The 21715-nt window shown below is 37.2% G+C and carries 15 protein-coding genes; 10 read left to right on the top strand and 5 right to left on the bottom strand.

Annotation, left to right across the window (positions count from 1 at the left end; all coding sequences use genetic code 11):
- Positions 1-26: 26 nt before the first annotated feature.
- Positions 27-1643, top strand: coding sequence for a DUF5060 domain-containing protein (locus OLW01_RS18015; protein WP_268076890.1), 1617 nt, complete (start codon positions 27-29; stop codon positions 1641-1643).
- 98 nt (positions 1644-1741) lie between these two features.
- Here OLW01_RS18015 and OLW01_RS18010 read toward each other — a convergent pair whose 3' ends face one another.
- A complete protein-coding gene (locus OLW01_RS18010; RefSeq protein ID WP_268076889.1) occupies positions 1742-2776 on the bottom strand; it encodes a LacI family DNA-binding transcriptional regulator in 1035 nt (344 codons plus the stop codon).
- Positions 2777-3027: 251 nt separating this feature from the next.
- Between OLW01_RS18010 and OLW01_RS18005 the strand changes: the two genes are divergently transcribed.
- From OLW01_RS18005 to OLW01_RS17990, 4 genes are read left to right on the top strand one after another with little or no spacing between them, the layout of a single operon-like run.
- Positions 3028-5493 carry a hypothetical protein gene (locus OLW01_RS18005; RefSeq protein WP_268076888.1) on the top strand — a complete coding sequence of 822 codons (2466 nt, stop codon included), beginning with the start codon at positions 3028-3030 and terminating at the stop codon, positions 5491-5493.
- 12 nt (positions 5494-5505) lie between these two features.
- Positions 5506-6612, top strand: a complete 1107-nt coding sequence (bglB, locus tag OLW01_RS18000) for a beta-galactosidase BglB (protein WP_268076887.1) — start codon at positions 5506-5508, stop codon at positions 6610-6612.
- Positions 6613-6629: 17 nt separating this feature from the next.
- Positions 6630-8120, top strand: coding sequence for an MFS transporter (locus tag OLW01_RS17995; protein WP_268076886.1), 1491 nt, complete (start codon positions 6630-6632; stop codon positions 8118-8120).
- 22 nt (positions 8121-8142) lie between these two features.
- The gene (locus tag OLW01_RS17990) at positions 8143-9330 is read left to right on the top strand and encodes an AGE family epimerase/isomerase (RefSeq protein WP_268076885.1); all 1188 of its coding nucleotides are present in this window, start codon (positions 8143-8145) and stop codon (positions 9328-9330) included.
- 122 nt (positions 9331-9452) lie between these two features.
- Here OLW01_RS17990 and OLW01_RS17985 read toward each other — a convergent pair whose 3' ends face one another.
- Positions 9453-10481 carry a LacI family DNA-binding transcriptional regulator gene (locus OLW01_RS17985; protein ID WP_268076884.1) on the bottom strand — a complete coding sequence of 343 codons (1029 nt, stop codon included), beginning with the start codon at positions 10479-10481 and terminating at the stop codon, positions 9453-9455.
- 210 nt (positions 10482-10691) lie between these two features.
- Here OLW01_RS17985 and OLW01_RS17980 point away from each other — a divergent pair, with 210 nt between their 5' ends.
- The 4 genes from OLW01_RS17980 to OLW01_RS17965 all read left to right on the top strand — a co-directional run bounded on the left by OLW01_RS17980 (position 10692) and on the right by OLW01_RS17965 (position 17736).
- A complete protein-coding gene (locus tag OLW01_RS17980; RefSeq protein ID WP_268076883.1) occupies positions 10692-11792 on the top strand; it encodes a Ca2+-dependent phosphoinositide-specific phospholipase C in 1101 nt (366 codons plus the stop codon).
- A gap of 43 nt (positions 11793-11835) precedes the next feature.
- Positions 11836-13800: a metallophosphoesterase gene (locus OLW01_RS17975; protein ID WP_268076882.1), complete on the top strand. Its 1965-nt coding sequence runs from the start codon at positions 11836-11838 to the stop codon at positions 13798-13800.
- A 251-nt stretch (positions 13801-14051) separates the two neighbouring features.
- The gene (locus OLW01_RS17970; protein WP_268076881.1) at positions 14052-16769 is read left to right on the top strand and encodes a TonB-dependent receptor; all 2718 of its coding nucleotides are present in this window, start codon (positions 14052-14054) and stop codon (positions 16767-16769) included.
- A 112-nt stretch (positions 16770-16881) separates the two neighbouring features.
- Positions 16882-17736, top strand: coding sequence for a sugar phosphate isomerase/epimerase family protein (locus OLW01_RS17965; RefSeq protein ID WP_268076880.1), 855 nt, complete (start codon positions 16882-16884; stop codon positions 17734-17736).
- Between the two features lie 131 nt (positions 17737-17867).
- Here OLW01_RS17965 and OLW01_RS17960 read toward each other — a convergent pair whose 3' ends face one another.
- Together OLW01_RS17960 and OLW01_RS17955 are read right to left on the bottom strand one after the other, a co-directional pair.
- Positions 17868-18929 carry an aldose epimerase family protein gene (locus OLW01_RS17960; RefSeq protein WP_268076879.1) on the bottom strand — a complete coding sequence of 354 codons (1062 nt, stop codon included), beginning with the start codon at positions 18927-18929 and terminating at the stop codon, positions 17868-17870.
- A 138-nt stretch (positions 18930-19067) separates the two neighbouring features.
- On the bottom strand, positions 19068-20051 hold the full coding sequence (locus OLW01_RS17955; RefSeq protein WP_268076878.1) for an inositol oxygenase family protein: 984 nt from the start codon (positions 20049-20051) through the stop codon (positions 19068-19070).
- A gap of 167 nt (positions 20052-20218) precedes the next feature.
- On the opposite strand from OLW01_RS17955, the gene OLW01_RS17950 reads away from it, so the two are divergent.
- Positions 20219-20671, top strand: coding sequence for a hypothetical protein (locus OLW01_RS17950; protein ID WP_268076877.1), 453 nt, complete (start codon positions 20219-20221; stop codon positions 20669-20671).
- 112 nt (positions 20672-20783) lie between these two features.
- On the opposite strand, the gene OLW01_RS17945 is transcribed toward OLW01_RS17950, so the two are convergent.
- Entirely contained in the window at positions 20784-21710 is a 927-nt protein-coding gene (locus tag OLW01_RS17945) for a hypothetical protein (RefSeq protein ID WP_268076876.1), read from the bottom strand.
- Between the last annotated feature and the right edge of the window lie 5 nt (positions 21711-21715).

The raw sequence follows: 21715 nt of genomic DNA, 5'->3' as shown, positions 1-21715 counted from the left end.
TTAAATAAGATTAAGGAGTTAGCCTGATGTCACGCTTAAAATATGTTTTTTTCACGTTTTTAGGCAGTTTTTTATTATGCTTAAGCCATTTGGCTCATGCGCAGGTTTATGCGGTGGCTAAATGGGAAGTGATTGATATCCCTATAAAGCTTAAACAAACTATCGAGCAGCCATTTCAGTTAGATGCGAACGCTATTTTTACCCACCCAGATGGCGATAAAATGACAGTGCCCATTTTTTACGATGGCAACAATCGTTGGCTCATTCGGTTTTCAGCCTCAAAACAAGGCCAGTGGCAATTTATCACTCAAAGTGCAAGCGACTTACTAACGGGTCAAACCGGTGAGGTGATTGTTGAGCCAGCAAAAGCCGATAATCATGGGGCGATTGTTTTAAATCCGCAAGATAAACAGAATTTTTATTATGAAGACGGCACGCCTTACTTTTTATTAGGTTTTGAAATGGATTGGCTGTATGCCCTTGATTATCATAATCAAACCGGCACCCCAAAAAGCGATCATTTTTTATCTATTTTAAAACAAAATGGCTTCAACCAAATTGTGATGAATGTATTTTCGTATGATGTATCTTGGGAAAAAGACGAAAGACTAAAACAATATCCTGAGCATGATTTTGGTGGTCCAAAAGATATTTTTCCGTTTTTAGGCAACAATGATAATCCAGACTATTCAGCCTTAAATGTTGAGTTTTTTCAAAAATTAGATCGAAGTGTGCAATTGCTGCATGATAAGCGGATGGTCGCCCACTTAATGATTTATGTATGGAATAAACTCGTTAATTGGCCGGATATGAATACCCAAGCTGATAACATGTATTTTGATTATGTGGTTAAGCGTTATCAGGCGTATCCAAACGTAATTTGGGATATTTCAAAAGAAGCTTTATTTTACGGTCGAGCGGATGAAGCTTATATAAAAAATAGAATAGAGCGTTTGCGAGCCATAAATTATTATGAGCGACTGGTTACAGTACATGATTATAAATATTGCTCTAAGTATCCTGAACAAGTTGATTTTATTTCAACCCAAGATTGGGGCAGCGATATTTATAATTTAATGATTAACGCAAGAAACAAATTTAAAGACAAGCCTGTATATAACATAGAACATGGCGGTTACGAAGAGTCACCTTATTTAGTTTTCCCAGGTGACTATACTGATCCGGAAGTATCGCTTAGACGAAATTGGTTAACGCAATTTGCGGGTGTTTACAGCACCTATTATTGGCAAGCTGCGGCGTGGAATGTAATTATTTATAATCCGTACCAACAGCCAGCTGATTTTATCATTCCTAGGTTTGATTATTTTAAACACTTAAATGCATTTTTTGAGCGCTTTACTTTTGCCGATTTTAAACCTATCCCCTGGAAAAACGGCAGTGCTTATACCATGATGAATGATAAAGAAACTTATCTGATTTATGTGCCTAAAGAAAATTATCAGTTTTCTCGAGGCGATTGGTATTTAAAACCAAAAGAAGGTAAAAACAAACGACGCTATCAATGGTTTAATACGCTAACCGGTGAATACACACCTGCAAAAACCATCAAAAAAGATCAACTGTTTATTTCGCCTTGGCGTGGTGAAGCTGATGCGGTACTGGTTAGTGAATTAATTGAGTAAAACAAGCTTGCTATGCAGCATGCTTTTATATTTACCAACTAGGCCGCTAAAAAGCGGTCTAGTTGATTATTGCTATAATTGACATAGTATGATTTTATTTATGTATTGAGTGAACTAACACTATCTCTTTCAATTAATTTACAACTTAACTCAAGATGCAGGTGGTAGCTACGCGTTTTTTGTTCAGCTTGCTGTGATTCTAATACTTTTAACGCTTCAAAAGGGAGAGCATCAAACGGCAACTTAATGGTTGTTAATTTTGGTTCGACTAAATCGAGTGAAAAAATGCCATCCATACCGACAACTGATATATCTTCAGGTACGCGTATTCCCCGTTTTTGTAATGCTAAAATGGCGCCTAAAGCCAAGCCGTCGGTTACGCAAAATAGCGCGCTAATGGGGATATCTGCATGTGAATCAAGCCAATTGTTTACGGCGTTTTCAGCTGCTTGGTCACTATAGTCATCACAGGTGATATGCAAATCTTGGTTTAATGCAACTTTTGCATTGTATAAGCTATCTCGGTAGCCACTTTCACGTAAATAAATAGTTTGACGGCCACTATAACTTAACAAACCTATGTTTTTATGACCTTTATTTAATAAGTGATCCACAGCCATCATAGCGCCATAACGATTGCTAAAACCGACTGAGTCAATATTCATACTTCTGTCTTCACCATTAATCAGCACACTTGGCATTGAATATTCACTAACTGATGTTAATAACTCAGGATCGTCAGCCCATACTAAAATAATGCCATCAAACTTTTGCTGGCTTAAGGTTTGTTTTAGTTTTTCTGCAGAGTTTTGACCTGAGTGAGTTAACAAAGACGATAATTTAATATTTTGTTCAGCGCATAAGTTTCGCAGTGACTCAATAAGCGTATAAGAAATAATATTACCGCTTTGATTTAACGCAGCGTTTCTGGGGGTGACTAATAAAATTTGTTTATCGTGAAATAAAGATTGGTTTTTAGTTTTTTGCTTAAATTTGTCTAAGTAGCCAGTTTTTTGCGCAATTTGCATTATTTTGTCTGCTACTGGCAGGCTAATCTTAGCTGTGCCGTTTAATACACGAGAGACAGTACTAACAGATACATCCGCTTGTTTAGCAATTTCTTTTAAAGTCACATCCAGCTCTTAAATTAGGTTGTTTTAGATAACTATTTTATCACTAAAAAGGTTATTTTTGCAAAATAATTATTAATTTATGCAATTTTGCATTATTTTTTAAGTCTATTTTACCCAGTTTAAACGCGGAATTTAAATTTTAATCTCATTTAATAAGGTTTTTATGCAAATTTATGCAAATTTTATAATTGTTTGCATTGAGTCACGAAATGTATACAATTAAAAAACAATGTAGTAATTGAGTATTTATAATGACAGCTGCTAACTGTGAAATCGGACGAAACGATGCGTTAACCCGATTTTTAATTTCAGACCCTATTATCAAACGTTTTGGGCAATTTGAAGACCATGAAACCATGGAAGATAAATTGAAATATAAATTTCAAAATGGTTTTGTAGATGTTGGTGACTTGCCCTGCCGAAAACATTTTTGGCAACAAATGGCGAATCGTTCAGTTGATTTAAACGATAAGCCTGAGTGTCCACATATTAATTTTGCTAATGGCAAACGTAAAGTTGATTTTTCAGGGTTTATTTATACCCCGACCCATGTTCAGTATTGGGCCGAAACGATTTTGCATAGCGATAAAAAACAAAGCTGCAATTTCAAGTTGAGTACTTGTGGTGGTGTTCGCATTTGGGTAAACCGTAAATTGGTTACTCAATTCACACCGTTTAAACGAAATACGGTCAGTTCAGTTGAAATCAGCCTGCCGCTTGAACAGGGGAAAAATGAAGTCATTGTGCATGCTGAAGATTTATTTGAGCGAGACACCCAATACTTTTTTGAACTCATACTATTAGATGATACGCATCTGAAAACTTATTTAGACGGGCTAAATGAACAGAATTTAGCTGATATTGAAGCTTTCACATCAGGTTTAGCCTATAACTTAAATGTGAAAAATCATCAATTTTACCTTCAAAGTGAGTGTGAACTGCCTGCGTCATTATCTGTGAAAGGCCGCATTTGGGGGATGTCAAATGAAGAAGAGATTGACGAAACACTAACACTACAGAGTATTCAGATTGAACAAAATAAATTTTGTTTGCAATTACCGCCAACGCTAAAACCTGCACATTATGCTGTTGAGCTTGCGTTTCAATATCAGGGTATTGAGTTGAAACGGGTCTGTAACGTTAATATTATGCCCGAAGGCAAAGCGCCTGCGCAAAGTAGTATTCAGGCACGTAAACAAAATGGTTTGGCATTCATTGCTGCAGAAGGCATGAATACAACTGGCAAGTTATTGGCTTTATTAGCGAATAAATCTAATCCTGAGCTCGCCGCTTCGATTTTAAATCGCACATTACAAAAAATTAGTTTGCGAGAAGACTGTTCTGACTTTTGGATGGTGTCAGTCTTGTGGGCGTGGAAGATGTCAAATTACACTCAGCTCCCTGACAAAATGTGGGACAGAGTTAAATCTTCTATTTTAGGGTATCGATATTGGTTAGACGAGCCGGGTAACGATGCCATGTGGTTTTGGAGCGAAAATCATGTGTTGTGTTTCCATGTGTCCCAGCTACTTGCTGGCCAGTACTTTCCACGCGAGCAATTTTTGTGCTCAGGGCGGCTTGGCAACGAGCAACAAAAAATTGCCAGTCAAAGGCTTAATTTATGGTTTGATCATATTTTAGAAAATGGGTTAACTGAATGGAATTCATCTTGTTACTACCCGATAGATTACATTGGTCTGTTCGCAATTTATGAATTGTCTGATTGTGATTTGTTAAAGCAAAAAGCCAAAACTGTCATTGATCGGCTCATGATCATGAGTGCATTACATTTTCAAAATGGGGTCGCCAGCGGCACCATGGGCCGAGTTTATGAAAAAGAACTGATGGCTAATGAAATGACTGAATTAGCCGGTTTTGGCCATATTGCTTGGGGAGATGGTTGGCATACCCGAATGTGTGCATCGCTACCAATGTTTTGTTTGAGTCAATATGAGCCTCCAGCACTGAGTAACGAAATTGCGCGATTAGAAAACCGAAATTCGGTTGAAGCTTATTACACACAAGGCATGGACAAAGCTGCAAAAATTTTAGTCTGGAAGCAAGCTGGCGTCATGTTATCTAGTTCAGTTGACCACTTAACGGGCAAGCCGGGTCATCAGCAACATCTATTGGATATTCAATTTGCTAAAAATCCTAAAGCCAGAGTTTGGTTAAATCATCCTGGGGAAGATACACCCGGCGGCGAAGGTCGCCCCTCGTATTGGGCTGGTAATGGAGTGTTGCCCAGAGTGATGCAACATAAAAATACAGCCATGATGTTGTTTAAATTAAATGCGGATACCCGAGTTAAGTTTACTCATATTTATTTGCCTACCGAGGCATTAGATGAAGTATTTATTAATGAACATTGGTGCATGATTAAAAGCGGTAATGCCTTTGTAGTTATTGGCTGTTCAGAGCCTATTGAACGGGTTAGCCAGGGGTTAACACGAGGACGTGAAGTGAGATCCTACGGTGAGCAAAGCGCATGGTACGTTGAAGTTGGCAATTTATCGCCAGAACTAAATTTCGAGCAGCTTGTTGCCAGCTGGAAAGATACAAAAGTGGAGTTGAGAGGTTCTGAATCATCCGCTGTCGCTAAGATCTCTACGCCGACTGAGCAAAGCTTCCAATTAAGTTGGGATGGTGCTTGTATTGTCAATAATCAATCTTGGTCTTTCCCCCCGGAAGCTGGACTTAACCCAATTATAAAATAGTGAATATAGTATATGAGTGATAAATATCTTAGCTTGCTTCAACAATTAAGTTCGGGTTTATGTAGCTTAAAAGGTATAGGCAATTTTAACCCGTTTTCTAATGAAGCTATTCGTATTGAGTTTGAAGAATGGGAGTGGGAAATAGGTGTTGGTTTATATGGTTTGTATCAATACGCAAACGATGCAAACCAAGCCAATTTAATTGATGCGCTTGAGAATTGGTTTGAACGCCAAATTGATAAAGGTTTACCTCAACCGCAAATCAATACAACTGCACCTATGATTACGTTAGCTTTGCTTGCAGAACAAAAGCAAAGAACTGATTGGCATCAGTTGATAGCGGAGTGGGCGGATTATTTATTAACGTCTTTACCTAGAGTTGAAGGGTGTGGATTTCAACACGTGGTTAAAGAGCGCTTAAATGAAGGTCAACTTTGGGACGATACTTTGTTTATGACTGGCTTATTTTTAGCAAAAGCCGGAATGTTACTTAATCGTCAAGATTTAATTGAAGAAGCAGAACTTCAATTTTTAGCTCACGCTCAGTTTTTAGCAGATAAAAAAACAGGGCTTTGGTTCCATGGCTGGACTGCAGTTGACAAACATAATTTTGCCCAAGCATTTTGGGCACGCGGCAATGCTTGGATTACTGTTGCTATTCCTGAGTTAATTCAATTAGTGGGTGAGGTCATTAATCCAGCCATTAAGCAGCATTTAATTTCATTACTAAATATGCAAATCCAAGCGTTGCTTAAATTGCAGAGCGAAAATGGCATGTGGCATACGGTATTAGACGATGATATGTCACCGCAAGAGTCTTCCGCCGTGGCTGGGATTTGTTACGGCATGTTATGCGCCTCTCGTTTAAACCTAATTAACCCAGAAGATGTAGAGCAAGTTAAACAGTCCGCGTTAAAAGGCGTTCAAGCGATAGTGGATAGGATAGACGAACGCGGTATTTTACTTGAAGCGTCGGATGGCACTGCAATGGGGCATGATATTCAATACTATTTTGATATCCCTAATACGCCCGTACCTTATGGGCAAGCATTGGCCATGATGTGTATTACCGAAGTAATAAAAGGCGAATGGATTGTTGATTCATTTTCTGAAGACTAAATTTAAAGGGCTATATTGTGACAAATTCAAATAGACAAGTGGGTTGGAAAAATATTGTAGCTTGGGGCTCGGGTGATATTTTTGGTAGTGGTGCCAGTACCATCATTGGCTTATGGATGCTGTATTTTTACACTCAAGTAGCTGGTTTATCACCGATTGAGGCTGGTTTAATTTTTGCCATTGCAAAAGTTTGGGACGGGTTTACGGACCCTATTGTGGCTTATATTACCGATAATATTCGTACTCGTTTTGGTCGCCGTCGAGTCTTTATTTTGTTTGGGGCGCCATTTTTATTAGTGTTTGGTTTAATGTTTGTATCAGGGTTAGATTTTACCTATTACCTGTTTACCTATTTATTATTCAATACTATGAATACTGTGGTGATGACGCCATACAGCACCTTACCAAATGAAATGACCGAAGATTATCATGTGCGGACAAAAATGAGCAGTTGCCGGATGATTTTTGGTCAAATTACCGCTTTTGTTGTAACTTTTATTCCTGGTCAGATTATGGCTTTTGTACCTGATCAAGCTCAAGCATTTTTCTATATAGGTTGCCTGTTCGCTGTAATATTTACCATACCCTGGATATTTATATATAAATATACATGGGAATTAGATCCAGCTGATTTACCCCCTCCAGAAAAAAAAGATACGTTTGGTCAAACCTTAGTTCATTTGTATAAAGAAATGGCGACGACTTTTCAACTTAAATCGTTTCGTTTTCATTTAATGATGTATATCGGTGGCTCTGTTGCATTAGATATTTTTGGCTCGCTCTTTATGCATTACATGACGTTAGTGGTTAATATTACGCCAACTCAAGGCGGCACCGCACTTAGTGTCATGACTGCAATGCAATTTGTTGGGGTCGCAATATTTACTTGGATTGCGCTACGAATTGGCAACGCTCAGGCTTTTGCAATTGCGATTGTGCTAATGTTAACCAGTATTCTGTATTTTGCATTTGTGCCGGGCATTGAAAATAATGTAATGATGATTGTGTTGATTGGGGCCGTTATTATTGGCTTGGCGCGTGGTGGTATTTATTTAATCCCTTGGGTGATCTTTAATTCGATTCCAGATGTAGACGAAGCCTTAACGGGTAAACGTCGAGCTGGGATATTTTCAGGTGTGATGACACTTGGACGCAAAGTATGCCAAGCCACCGCTATGTTAATTGCGAGTATTGGTTTGCAAGCTTTTGGTTATGAATCTGGAGTTGAAACTCAAACGCTGGAAACCACGAATGGAATTTATTGGTTATTTATATTGGCACCGACTTGCTTGGCTTTATTAGCTTTATATGGCGCATTAAAATTTAAATTGAATAAATTTAATCATGCTGTTTTAGTGGAAGAAGTACATAGATTGAAAGCGGGTGGGGATAAGCAAGATGCAAATGCTGAAACAAAAGCGGTTATTGAGCAACTCACGGGCTGGGAGTACCAATATATTTGGGGCAATAAAATGGCTAAAAAAGCACGTGGGCAAAGCTCTATATAAATAACAAATTAAGGTTTAAAAAATGAATACTCAGACATATCCAAATTTTATTTCTAAATCCTTTATAGTGGATCACATACGTTCCATTTTAGATTTTTATGATACTAGAGTGATTGATAATACCGGTGGTTATTATCAAAATTATTTAGATAATGGCGAGCACTTTAATCCAGGTTTTCGCCAACTTGTTAGTAGTAGCCGGATTATTGTCAATTATGCACTGGCCAGTTTATATTTAAATGAAGAAAAATATAAATCTTATGCAGCACATGGATTAGATTATTTGGAAAACGTGCACTGGCAGGCAGATAAAGAATTATACGCTTGGACACTTGAAAATCATAAACCCGTTGATATGACCCAACAGGCTTATGGTTATGCATTTGTATTATTAGCCTATGCTGCAGCTCATAAATCTGGTGTTCGAGATTGTTCAGCGCAAATTGAAAATGTGTTTAATTTATTAGAGACACGCTTTTGGCAAGCAGAATATGGCTTATATGCAGATGAATTAAGCGAAGAGGGCATATTAAGTGATTATCGTGGGCAAAATTCTAACATGCATTTATGCGAAGCATTGATTGCCACGTATGAAGCAACTAAAAGACCAGCTTATTTAACCCGTGCAAAATTAGTCGCTGAGAATATTACACAGCGCCAAGCAAATTATACAAAAGGCTTAATTTGGGAGCATTTTACGCCCACTTTTGAGATTGATTGGGATTATAACAAAGGTGATCCTAAAAATTTATACCGGCCTTGGGGGTTTCAACCAGGGCATCAAACCGAATGGACTAAGTTGTTGTTAACGATTAATCAATATTCACCAGATGATCAGTTAGTAACAACGGCTAAATTTTTGTTTGATCAAGCATATGAGCTGGCATGGGATGATAAAAACGGCGGTTTAGTGTACGGCTTTGATCCAGATGGAAACTGGTGTGATGCAGATAAATATTTTTGGGTTCAGGCTGAAAGTTTTGCCGCTGCTATTATTTTATATCGAGCCACAGACGATAAGCAGTACCTCACTTCATATAATGAACTTTGGCAATACAGCTGGGATCACATGGTGGATCATGAGTTTGGTGCTTGGTTTCGCATTTTAACGCAAGATAATAAAAAGTATTCAAATCAAAAAAGTGCAGCCGGCGCTAAGTGTGATTACCACACCTTAGGTGCTTGTTTTGAAGTGCTAAAAGGTTTGTAATAAAGTCTAACTTAGCAAAATTTTTTAATAAACTTGGCTCAATTAGCGGGTCTATTTTAAGCTAATTGAGCTCAGTATCTTGAAGTAACACGGGTATAAGCTTAAGCCGGATTCGATTAAAGCTATTTTATGCTGGCGGTTGAATCCCTAATGACTAATTCACCGTCAAAGGTTTCATTATTTTTAGAATCACCGTACGGGGCGCTGCTTTGTTTATTTTTGAGGCGGTTAATAAGCAATACTGCAGCCCTGTAGCCAATGTTAACGAGCGGGTGGCGATAAGTGGTGATATTTGGGAATACTTTGGTCGTAATTGAAATATCATCTATTCCGCATATGGAAAGCTCGTCTGGTACTTTTATGCCTCTACTTTGTGCTTCGTAAAGTACACCTGCTGCCATTTCATCATTGGATGCAAATATTGCGGTGGGTGCTGGCTTGTTATTTAACAGCAAGGCGGCAGCATCTCTACCCGATTGGTAGGTGTAATAACCTTGGGCGACTAAACGACTGTCCCAATTAATTTTATTATCTTGTAAAGCTTGTTTAAAGCCGTTTTCTTTAATGGTGCTGGATTCTTCATCTGGATGGCCTTTAATGTAGCCAATATTTGTATGCTTCAGTCGAACTAAATAGCTAGCTACATCATAACTGGCTTTATAGTAGTTTAAACCCACAAACTCGCCTTGGTGTTTGTAGCTAGGGCCAATTCTAATATATTGGATATTTTTTCGATTTAGCATTTCTAATAATTCGAGTTTGTCACAAATAGGTGGCGCAAGCACAAAACCATCAACCAAGGTGTTGTCGATAAATTCTTCAATTTCTTTTAGCAAGTTATTAGAGTTATAGCTGCAATCATATAAAAACAACCCCATGTGCTCTTCAGTACAGCTTTGTAATATTCCTTTTTGCAGCTTCATTAAATAACCTGGACTGGGGTTATCCGTTAGTAGGGCAATAAATAATGAGCGATTTTTAGCTAAAGCCATCCCAAGTGGATTACGTTTAAAGTTAGTCTCTACAATGGCTTTTTGTACTTTAGCGCGTGTATCTTCGCTGACATTAGCTTCATTATTAATCACCCGAGAAACGGTTTTTTTTGAGACACCAGCTTGTTTGGCTACATCATTTATGGTTGTCGTTTTCATTTTTACTCTGATTTGAAATGTTAACGGTATTGAACGTCGCTATATTTGATTGGGAGGCGTCAATACTATTTATATATGACTTTATACTTATTGTAACATATTGTTTATTTGTCTATATTAGTTTATTTGACACCGGTGTCAAACTGTGTGAATGTTAACCGATTCAATTCGATTAAGTTTTTCATCCAAAATTATATTATAGGTGTAAATGTGGAATTAAAATATAACCTTTTTTTTAAATTGATATTTAATTCGTTTATATTGAGTTGTTTTTTATTTAGGGGCGCTGTTAATGCTAATCAAAATATGCCGCTGGATTTAAAGCTGAATCAGATTCAAATATTAGGTTCGCATAATAGTTACAAAAGAGCGATTCCACCGTCGGTATTCGATTTTATTAAATCTGAAAATAGCCAATTAGCACAAGCGTTAAATTATTCACACCCAGATTTAGAAACTCAGCTTAATATGGGACTTAGGCAGCTCGAAATAGATATTTTAAAAGATGATATAGGTGGGTATTTTTTAAACCCTTTAGGTGAAAATATTGCTCAGAAACCATTATTAACCGAGCAAGAAAACAAAGCGTTAGCTCAACCCGGTTTTAAAGTAATGCACAAGCCTGATATTGATTTTATGAGTCACTGTGTTTTATTTACTGATTGTTTAAAACAGTTAAACCTTTGGTCAGCTCAAAACTCTAATCATTTACCCATATTTGTATTAATGAATATAAAAGAAAGTGAAAACCGTATTGTTAAAGGTCAAAAACCACAGCGTTTTACCCCACAAGATTTTCGCAAGCTTGACCAGCTGTTGGTGAACAGCTTTAAAAATAAACTTTATACACCTGATAAATTAAAAAGGGAGTATGCATCTTTACCTGAAGCGGTTAAACATCAAGGTTGGCCTAGCCTCAACGAGATGCGTGGCAAATTTATCTTTTTGTTAGATGCATCTGCTGAGCAATTAACACGTTATCGAGGTAATAATAAAAATCTCTCAGGTTTATCATTATTTGCAAGCTTTGAGGAAGATGATCCCGGAGCCGCTATTTTTGTTGTGAATAATCCAATTGCTCAATTTGATAAGATCCAGCGGTTAGTTGATTTAGGTTTTATTGTTCGAACCCGCTCTGATGCCAATACCAGTGACGCGATGAATCAAAACTATAAAAGAGTTAATGCGGCTATTTTAAGTGGGGCTCAAATTATTTCTACCGATTATTATTTAAATTCACCTCAGTCAGAACGAGATAATTTTAAAGTGAGTTTTGAATCTGATAAATGGATCAATTTTCCGCAGCAGTAACTGGTAAAAGCTAAAACTTAAAATTCTGAAAAAGGTGAGAAAAATGAAATTGTTTAAACAGGCTATTCTGGCCGGATTTATTTGCTTGTTAACCGTTAAAGCTTTTGCAAATGATTTAGTCAATACTCGAATTGCCTTCTTGCCGGATATCCATTTCCAGGACATTTATGCAAACTTGAATCTTGATGATCAATCTGGATTTAAAATACCCATGTTGGTACGTAGTATGCGAGCCCAAATTAATTCAACTCGCCTTTTTAACGAACCTTATTTTGCATTTATAACGGCGTTGGATGATTTAGCAAAAAAAGGTATAAAACTCGTTGTTTTACCGGGTGACTTTAGTGACGATGGTCAACCTGTACACTTACAAAAATTAAAACAATTATTTGCTCACTATGAACAGCGTTATGGAATGCGCTTTTATCTATCTCCAGGTAATCATGATCCGGCTAAACCTTGGAAAAGCGCACATGGTAAAGCCGATTTTTTAAATGCCCAAGGGCAGGAATATTCAATTTATAGTCTGCAGCATTCAGCTTGCAAAACCAAGCCTATTAAAGCAGATTATTGTAACGATAATTTAAGTGCAATGGGTTATCAGGGGCTATTTGACTCATTAGGCGAGTTTGGTTTTTCGCCAAGAAAAGATGATTTATATTTTGAAACCCCTTTTTCTGACTATTCGTTAAATGATTATAATGTAAAAAAAGGTCAGCAGGCTGCGGCATTAGTGAAAAGGGAATTTTCATTATGTGCTGATAGTGATAATTGCATGCAAATGCCAGATTTAAGTTATTTGGTAGAACCGATAAAAGGTCTCTGGTTATTGTCGATTGATGCCAACGTTTATGAACCTAAGTCATTCGAGCAAAATTTAAATAAAATCAGTCAGCTGCAAAACAGTGACTTATTAAATGGTTCCAGCTATGCAGGTTTTAACTCGGTTATTCATAATAAAGCGTTTTTAATTGACTGGATAAAAACTGTGGTTACACGAGCCAAAGCTCATAACAAAACCTTAATCGCATTTAGTCACTTTCCGCTAGGGGATTTTTATGATCAATCCGCTCAATATCTGGCGCATTTCGCAGGCAAAGATACTTTTAATAAACGTCGATTTCCACTTGAGCAGACGTTAAAAACTTTTGCTGACACTGGGCTTAAACTCCATATTGCAGGGCATATGCATATTAATGACTCGTCGGTGTATCAGGGTGAAAAAGGCAATGCTTTATTTAATATTCAAGCGCCGTCCATCGCTGCATATAGCCCAGCTTATAAATTAATCACCCTGAATTCAGCCTCTGAGTTTGAAGTTGAAACCATTGCCATTGATCAGGTCGAAAATTTTGATATATTGTTTGAGTATTACAAAAAAGAACATGCATTTCTAACACAAAATAACCCTCAAAAAATTTGGTCCAGTCAGATTTTATCTGCTAAAAATTATCGAGAATTTACTGAATTTCATTTATTAGGGTTGATTCAAAGTCGTTTTTTGGCACGAGATTGGCAAGCCTCTGAAATTAGTTTATTTAAGCAACTATCTGGGCTTGATTTAATTGCCTTAAGTTTAATGGATGCACAAGTTCAACTTTCTGCAGAGGCTATTATTAGCCAAAAACAGGCATATGAAAAATTTAACCAAAGCAATGCTTGGGGTAATGCAATGCAGCAGGCCAAGCATTGGTTAGTTAAGCATCAACAAGCGGCTGATAGTTGGCAATGGCCGGCAATGCGATTAATTGAAGATTTTTTTCGTTTATCTAATGCGGATGCTTTGGCAAGGCGAGAAGATATAACTATCCAGCAAATTAACTTATATCGTTTATTAATATCTAATGTGAATCCAGATGAATGCCATATCACGAGTCAGTTAGATTCAGAGACTAACTTTATTAATCGATTCTCTTGTTTAATTTTGACGTTAGAACAGTACATTAACTCAGAACCATCCGATCATTTTGTGATAAATTTGAAACACTTAAGCTTAGAGAAAAAATAAACTATTTTTTATATCTAATTTGTAAAAAATGTTAACCTTAAATAATAGATTTTAGATTTATTTGTATTAAAAATGGTTGACACCGGTGTCAAATGGGAGATATAGTATAAATCAAGCGCGGTTACACAATCGCACACTTTATCTGACACCGGTGTCTTTCTGTTTGGTAAATGGTATCAAAAAAGGTTCAATAAGTTTTTCGTAACTTTTAATCTATATGAATGTGATAAACACATCTTGGGAGCATTAACATGAAAACTATTTTTAATAAAAGTTTACTTTCTTTAGCCGTTATTAGTGGGATATCTGGGCTTTATGTTCCAACTGCATTAGCAGCCGAAGATGATTCAAATACTGAAGTCGATGAAGTTATCCAAGTTAAAGGCTTTAGAAGCTCACTAATTCAAGCTAGAGATTTAAAGCGAGATGCGATTGGCTCACAAGACAGCATTGTTGCTGAAGATATTGCCGATTTTCCAGATCTAAATTTAGCTGATTCGTTGCAGCGGGTACCTGGTATTGCGATTACTCGTGAAGGTGGTGAAGGTCGTAATATATCTTTACGTGGTTTGGGACCAGATTTTGCGCGAGTACAAGTTAATGGTATGGAAGGGTTAGCAACCAGCGCATCTGCAATGGACAGTCGTGGCTCAGTCACTCGCTCTCGTGCTTTTGATTTTAATATATTTGCCTCAGAGTTATTTAACCAAATTGATGTAAAAAAATCGTACCAAGCTAGTTTAGATGAGGGGGGTATTGGGGGGACAGTTAATTTACGTTCAGCAAAGCCTTTTGATTATGATGGGTTTACCGCTGCTGCAAATGGACAGCTTGGTACCAATAGCCAAGCAGGTGAAATAGATCCTCGTGCATCTGTGATTATCTCTAATACTTGGGGTGATTTTGGTGCTTTAGTTTCTGCTTCTTACAGTAAACGACATATTAATGAACAAGGCTATAATAGTTACCGTTGGAGAACTCGCACGGTAGATAGTGACGGTTACAGTGATTCATTATCTCAAGAGGTAAAAGATGCGTTAGAAGCAGGCGAAATTTATTTTAATCGAGGTAATCGTTATTCGGTTTGGGAAAATACTCAGCAAAGAACGGGCTTAACAACAGCGTTACAATATAGACCATCAAAAAACTTATCGTTTGAACTAGATATTTTATACAGTGAACTTGAAAATGATCGTCAAGAGTTTCACTTACCAACAGCAGGGTCTAGTAGCACGGCATTAGGTTATATAGATGCACTTGAAATTATTCCAGCTTCAGACGGTGATGGTTATGAAGCCGTTTATGGCGAGTTTTCTGGCACCACACTTCGAACTGAAACTAGGGAAGATTTAGATAAAACAGAATTTACTCAAATTACCTTATCAAACCGTTGGGTTGTATCAGATAACTTAATATTGAAAGGGTTAATTGGTCATTCTGAATCAGACTTTAGTCAACCAAAACTTGAAAAATTTTATACTGAAACCGTGTCAGATATAACAACAGATTTCAGAGGAGATCGCCGCTTTGATCCGGTTAATACTTATTCAATTGATACTGCTGATGTTTCTAATTGGACATTCAGAGAAATAGATCTAAAAGAAGATTATATAACAAATACGTTTGATGTTGTAAGCGTGGATGGTAATTATGTGCTTACCGACGACGCTGAACTTAAATTTGGATTCTCTTTAAAAGAATTTGAAAATAGTCAGGTACGCCGTTTAAATAATGACTTAGGTCGTAACCAAGATACGCCAGTTAATAATGATGTGAGAACGATTGATCAATTTGCCTACACGTATACCGAACATGATTCTCAAGATTGGATAGGCATAGATTTTGACAAAGCGCTTGATTTTTATGGTGTAGACACAGATTTAGGTGATGAGCACTTTGTAAGCAGTGCATCTGGTGTTGTGCAAGAAGATACGAATGGTGCCTATGTTGAATACGAATGGAGCCAGTATTTTTCTGACAGTGTATTACGAGGTAATATTGGGCTTCGTTATTATGATACTGAGATAACTTCGTCAGGGATAGTCAGTGGCTCAGATGTAGCGATTAGCTCTGATTATAATGGCGTATTACCTACCTTAAACTTAGCTTGGGAACCGACAGACGAGATTGTGGTACGATTTAGCGCAGCTAAAAACATAACTCGTCCTTCTCTTGATGCATTAACTGTTTCTGGTAATGTTCAAGTTGATCCAGATGGTTCTCGAGGTTTATCTATTCAAGCGGGTAACCCAGGTTTGCAACCGTTTGAATCAATCAACTACGATACTTCTTTTGAATGGTATTTTTCAGAAGAAGGTTCATTTGCTGCAGGCCTTTTCTTAAAGAAAATTGATAATTTTGTATTTGAAAATACAGTAGAAATGCCTTATTCAGAAACAGGCTTCCCACTTTCATTATTGGATGAAGCTTCGGGACAAACTGGTGACACTCAATTTTCGTATTCACGCCCCGAAAATGGTCAATCGACTGATATCAAAGGGTTAGAGCTGTCTTATCAAACATTACTAGGATTTTTACCATCGCCTTTTAATAACATAGGTATCGTTACTAACTATACTTATGCTGATGCAGACTTTTTATATGAAAATGTTCAAGGTTCTGGCGAATCTCAATATAAAAAATTCCCAGGGCTTTCGAAAAATTCATACAACTTTACGGTGTTTTATGAAACTGAAAAGTGGGGTGGACGTATTGCTGCCGCTTCTCGTAGCGACTACATCAGTTTAGTTGAAGGTGGTTTAGCGGATGAAGATGAACGAGGCTTCCATGGTACAACTTTTGTAGATATGTCGGTTTTTTATCAAGTTAATGATAGCCTTAAGTTAACTTTAGAAGGTGTTAATTTAACAGATGAAACTGACGAACAATACAGTGATAGGGCGGATCGTATTTACAATGTTACAACTAGCGGCCGAACCTTTTATTTAGGGGCTTCATATAAATTTTAAACGTTTATAGACCATTATAAAAAGAATATGTTTGCTGTGTTTAAATGCAGTGAACATATTCTTTTTTGCATTTTAAATCTTAAAAAATACCTTAAATAGTCAGGAACATAACATGTTGAATTTAGGTTTAAGAGCTCATGATTTTGGACAAGGTACACCAGAAGAAATTGCAGAAAGCTTAGCTCAGTACAAATCGGCAAAGTGTATTCAGCTGGCATTAGCTAAGTCATTTCCTTTTATTGAAGAAAAAGCAGGCCAGTTATCTCCTGGGTTTGCAAACTATGTGCGAGATGCATTTGCTGCTCAAGATATTAATATTGCCGTGCTAGGGTGTTATATAAACCCTATCCACCCTGACCCTGCGGTAAAAGAACAGTCTTTATTGCGATTTGAAGAGCATTTGCGTTTTGCTCGTGATTTTGGTTGTGCAATTGTTGGGACTGAGACCGGCTCAAAAAATCCAGATTGTATTTACCATCCTGAATCACAAACCGAGGCGTCGTTTTTAGAGCTAGTTGATGCGGTTAAACGGTTATCTAAAGTCGCTGAGAAATATGGTTCAATCGTTGGGATAGAGGGCGTTGCACACCATCATACCATTCATAATTATGAAAAAATGGTACGTATGCTTGATATGGTTGATTCACCAAATGTACAAGTTATTTACGATCCGGTTAATTTTTTCCCACCCGATCAAACAACCGAACAGCACAAGTTTATGGATGAAGCTTTTGAGCGTTTTGGCGACAGAATAGTGGCTATTCATGCCAAAGATTACATTATAAAAAATGGCATTAAGTGGGGCGATTTGCCATCTGGCAGCGGCAACATGGATCATCAACATTTGTTTAAATTATTGAAAGATAAAAAGCCAGGCATTCAAATTATTTTAGAAGCAACCGGTCATGCCAAAGCTGATGAGGTATTAGCTTTTTTACAGTCAGAATATCAAGCTGCTTTAGGTTAATCGTTAGTTAATATGTTAAAGGCTTGAAATTATTGTTTCTAAGCCTTTATGGTGGTCCGTGGCAAAAGGAATTTTGGACATGGTGTTATATGAAAAGATTGGTTTAGCGCCCAGTTTTTAATAACAATTTGCTAAAGAGTATCAAATGCAAAGCTCATTTTACTGTTATAGATTTCTCCGGGCTTTAACTCGATAGACTTAAACTTAGCTTGATTTGGGGCATCCGGTGCGTGTTGAGGCTCCAGACATAAAGCAGAGTGCTTTTCAAATGAGCGCCCTTTACCTGTTAAAGTTCCATCTAAAAAATTAGCGGTGTAAAATTGAATACAAGGGTCAGTTGTTTTTATGGTTAAACGACGTCTGCTTTGTGGATCTGAAATGATAGCTGCCGCTTTTAAAACATTATCATCATCTAACAGCACATAATTAATGTCATAACCGCCAGCCAGCTTTAATTGCTCATCCTGCATATTAATATCACGCCCGATTGCTTTTGTCTGGGTGAAGTCAAAAGCTGTGCCCTCAACATCAGACACCTCACCGGTTGGGATTAAGTCTTTATTTAATAAAGTAACTTGCGCGGCATTAATTTGTAACTGATGATCTAAAATGTCAGTCTGGTTTGCTAAATCCAGATTAAAATAACTATGATTCGACATATTAATCAAAGTGGTTTTATCAGTAGTGGCGGTAAATTCACAAGTGAGTTCATTGTCATTATGAAGTTCATAAGTTGTACGAACCTTTAAATTACCCGGATAGCCCTGATCACCGTCTTCACTTAATAAATCAAAGTGAACACCGACACTTTCTTCTGTTTCAAATGTTTCAGCTCGCCAAACTTTTTTATTAAAACCTTGTGAGCCGCCATGTATGTGATTAATTCCGTTATTTTTTTCAAAGCTATATTCTTTACCATCAATCTTACATTGGCCATTATTAATACGGTTAATTACCCGACCAATAGTCGCACCTATATAAGGCTCATTGGTAAAATAGTCTTCTAGTTTGTCATACCCTAATACAATATCTGCCATATGGCCTTTATAATCAGGGGTATGTAAACTGACTAAAGTTGCCCCAAAATTGCTGATACTTGCCCAAGCGCCTTGAGCGTTGGTTAGGGTAAATAATTCTACGGTTTCACCTGCAGGCGATGAACCATAATTTTCAACATGTATTGATAGTGTCATTGCTTGTGCCTTTTTTCACTTAAAAATTTAACTAAAATATAAGCCAAATAGAAAAAGCCTAGACTTGGTGAATATAGGTATTTAATCAGTTTGATTCAAGCAAATGACCGACTAAACCAAGCCTAGGTGAAAAGTGTGCTACCAGTCTATTTTGTCTGCTGGGATGTATTTTTTAAGTAAAGCCGTGTATTTCGCTTCTAGTACATCTTGTGGTGGTAAGTCTGGTGTTTTTGAATATAAATCGGCTTTTTGAAAAGCTTTTAATAAAGGCAACATGTACCAATCAAACTCAGACGCTAATTCAGTATATGCCAAGCTGCCATTTTGAGGCGTGTGCCAAGGGTAAAATGAATGATATCTTAGTAAATATAAAGCTTCTTCATTTAAACTGCTGCCTTGATGCATGACTTCGTATATGTATTCATCATGTCCCCATGTCATGTCAACATGATCAAATCCACAGTGACGTTGGTATTGACCAAAAGTGTGCTCATCTTGCTTTTCAAATTCAGGGTAATCCTGACTTAAATGGAAAAATTCTTTTTCATAAAAAACATTTGAGCTTGAAAAAGGTGCACCAACCGGATAGGTATCACCAACAACACACCATTGTTGTAACTCACCAAATCTGGGCAGTAGCATGACTTTACCTAAATCATGAATAAATCCAACTAATGGAAACCAAGACCAATCCGTTATCTCTTTGTATAAAGTTTTAATGGTATTAGCCTGATAAAGTTCACGCCATTTAGTTGGAAGTTCGTTCCATGCCTGGTCTTTAAAGAGCTCTTTTATTGATAAATCGTCTCTGAGCTCTGTTTCGTTTTTCATTGCAAATTCAAAAATAGATTCAGCAGACTGATAAGCATGAATAATTTGCGGCATATCACTATCTGGATCGCTTTCATCCACAATATCTTCAAGCAGTTTAAATACCTGATATACATTCATACTGCCATGGGCTAATTTAGAATAATGTTCTTTTTTGGCCTTAACAAAGCTCACTGTTTGGTTGGTCTGCATTTCACGATAGGTTCTTTCAACTCGATCTTGAAACTTGGAATCAGTATAATTTCTGAACTCCCCGAATGATTCCTGGTTATTATTATCTGTAATTGCCATAAGATTTTCCTATACAAATGATTCTTAAATTGACTTGCCAAAAACAATAGGCCGATAAACAAAATTGTGTTTGATGATATTTATTATGAATGCTATTGACACCGGTGTCAACCATGGGTAACTTTAGTTTATAACAATTTATTAAAGAAATGCCTCAGGAGAAAAAAATGAAAAGCTATTTACAATATATGTTATTGATTTTTATCAGTAGTATATTGATCAGCTGTGCTAACCATGAAGCAACTGATAAACCCATCATTATTGTGGTTTCTGAGCAAGCTAGCCAGCCTGTAAAGTCAACCGCACAAGATTTAAAGAAAGATTTGCATCAAGTTGTAAACGCTGATGTTCAAGTAATTGCCGCTGGTGAGCAAACTCAATTGTCACAAGCGAGTCATTATTTTTTTGTGGGCCGGGATCAACACTTATCTAAACTTAATATATTAAGTAATCATAAAACCTTGTTTAACAATATGCCCAAAGCACGCGGCGGTATTATTTATCAGCTTGACTTAGCTGTGCCTGCCGTTGTGTTATCCGGCGTTGATGTGCAAGGTACCCAATATATGGTTTATGACTATAGTGAGCAAGTATTGGGGGTGGATAAACTGGCTTATTAAACATTTCCATGCCATCGTCATAACAGACACAAACTTTAGTCGCGTCAGGTTTATATTGGGCTACTACTTTGCTAAATTCGCGGTATACCTCATTAAAAACTTCTGCTTTATCTTAACCGCAAGTACTTTCATAAGCTCGATCCCAAACTTGATTACGAGGCCGCAATGCAAAAATATCGGTTTTGCTAACCACGGTATCTGTCAAATAATAGTGCCAGTTATCAATCCAGGCTTGTTTGTGATCTTTCCAACAGGTGGCCTGTTCATCTTCTAAATCAATAAACTGGCGTCCCATCATCATATCCACTTGCAGCGCCATGCCTTTATCATGAATGTAATCAATCATTTTTTCGACTTTAACTAAATCTAATTGATAATTTGGATGCATTTCTATGTATTCAGGGCGAGTATAAAACTCAAAGCGGCCTAACATATCGAACATTTCAATAGCGTTATATCTTAGCCGTACTAAGCTATCTATCATTTGTGTGAAGCTTTCCCAATCGTATTCCAGATGTGGTTTTTTTAAATTAGCTAATTCATCTACATCATTTTCAAAGTAACCTAAGATAGGTACCACAGGGGGAGCGACAGATCGATTATCAAATTTTGTCAGCGCATCAATCGTGATTTCTTGTGGCTCTATTCCAGTCCAGTAGCTGAGTTTGTCTATACCAAGTACCTGCTCACTATAATCATAAACCATATACTGAGTTCCCTGAATATCCTGCCCAGACAATACAATAGCCGGAGTGTCAGAGCTTATCTGGTGAATAATACCGCCTCGCTCATCAGGTAAATGGTTAAATAAAGCGGTTTGTTGCTTTAATAAAGGCAGTTTAGATACATTTTTTGACTGGCCGATAAAGAAATAATAGCTTGCATCAGGCAATGTATCATTCGGGGTTAATTGAGCTATTTCAACAGGATGGTTTTTGATTACCTTATTGATGTCGGCTTTTAAATCTTTAGCCGCGAGATGTACCGGTTTTTGTGCCTGTTCGGAAACAACAATGACAATAGGGTTTAAGTTCGGCATTGAGT

The sequence above is a fragment of the Catenovulum adriaticum genome, from assembly GCF_026725475.1.
GTDB classification, from domain to species: Bacteria; Pseudomonadota; Gammaproteobacteria; order Enterobacterales; family Alteromonadaceae; genus Catenovulum; species Catenovulum adriaticum.
The sequence above is the reverse complement of the archived record's forward strand: the minus strand, read 5'-3'. Positions and strand labels throughout refer to the sequence as shown.

Excerpts from the sequence above, each read along its gene's own strand:
- OLW01_RS18015 (WP_268076890.1), top strand. The coding sequence starts at position 27 with ATGTCACGCTTAAAATATGTTTTTTTCACGTTTTTAGGCAGTTTTTTA.
- OLW01_RS18005 (WP_268076888.1), top strand. The coding sequence starts at position 3,028 with ATGACAGCTGCTAACTGTGAAATCGGACGAAACGATGCGTTAACCCGA.
- bglB (WP_268076887.1), top strand. The coding sequence starts at position 5,506 with ATGAGTGATAAATATCTTAGCTTGCTTCAACAATTAAGTTCGGGTTTA.
- OLW01_RS17990 (WP_268076885.1), top strand. The coding sequence starts at position 8,143 with ATGAATACTCAGACATATCCAAATTTTATTTCTAAATCCTTTATAGTG.
- OLW01_RS17985 (WP_268076884.1), bottom strand. The coding sequence starts at position 10,481 with ATGAAAACGACAACCATAAATGATGTAGCCAAACAAGCTGGTGTCTCA.
- OLW01_RS17975 (WP_268076882.1), top strand. The coding sequence starts at position 11,836 with ATGAAATTGTTTAAACAGGCTATTCTGGCCGGATTTATTTGCTTGTTA.
- OLW01_RS17970 (WP_268076881.1), top strand. The coding sequence starts at position 14,052 with ATGAAAACTATTTTTAATAAAAGTTTACTTTCTTTAGCCGTTATTAGT.
- OLW01_RS17965 (WP_268076880.1), top strand. The coding sequence starts at position 16,882 with ATGTTGAATTTAGGTTTAAGAGCTCATGATTTTGGACAAGGTACACCA.
- OLW01_RS17960 (WP_268076879.1), bottom strand. The coding sequence starts at position 18,929 with ATGACACTATCAATACATGTTGAAAATTATGGTTCATCGCCTGCAGGT.
- OLW01_RS17955 (WP_268076878.1), bottom strand. The coding sequence starts at position 20,051 with ATGGCAATTACAGATAATAATAACCAGGAATCATTCGGGGAGTTCAGA.
- OLW01_RS17950 (WP_268076877.1), top strand. The coding sequence starts at position 20,219 with ATGAAAAGCTATTTACAATATATGTTATTGATTTTTATCAGTAGTATA.
- OLW01_RS17945 (WP_268076876.1), bottom strand. The coding sequence starts at position 21,710 with ATGCCGAACTTAAACCCTATTGTCATTGTTGTTTCCGAACAGGCACAA.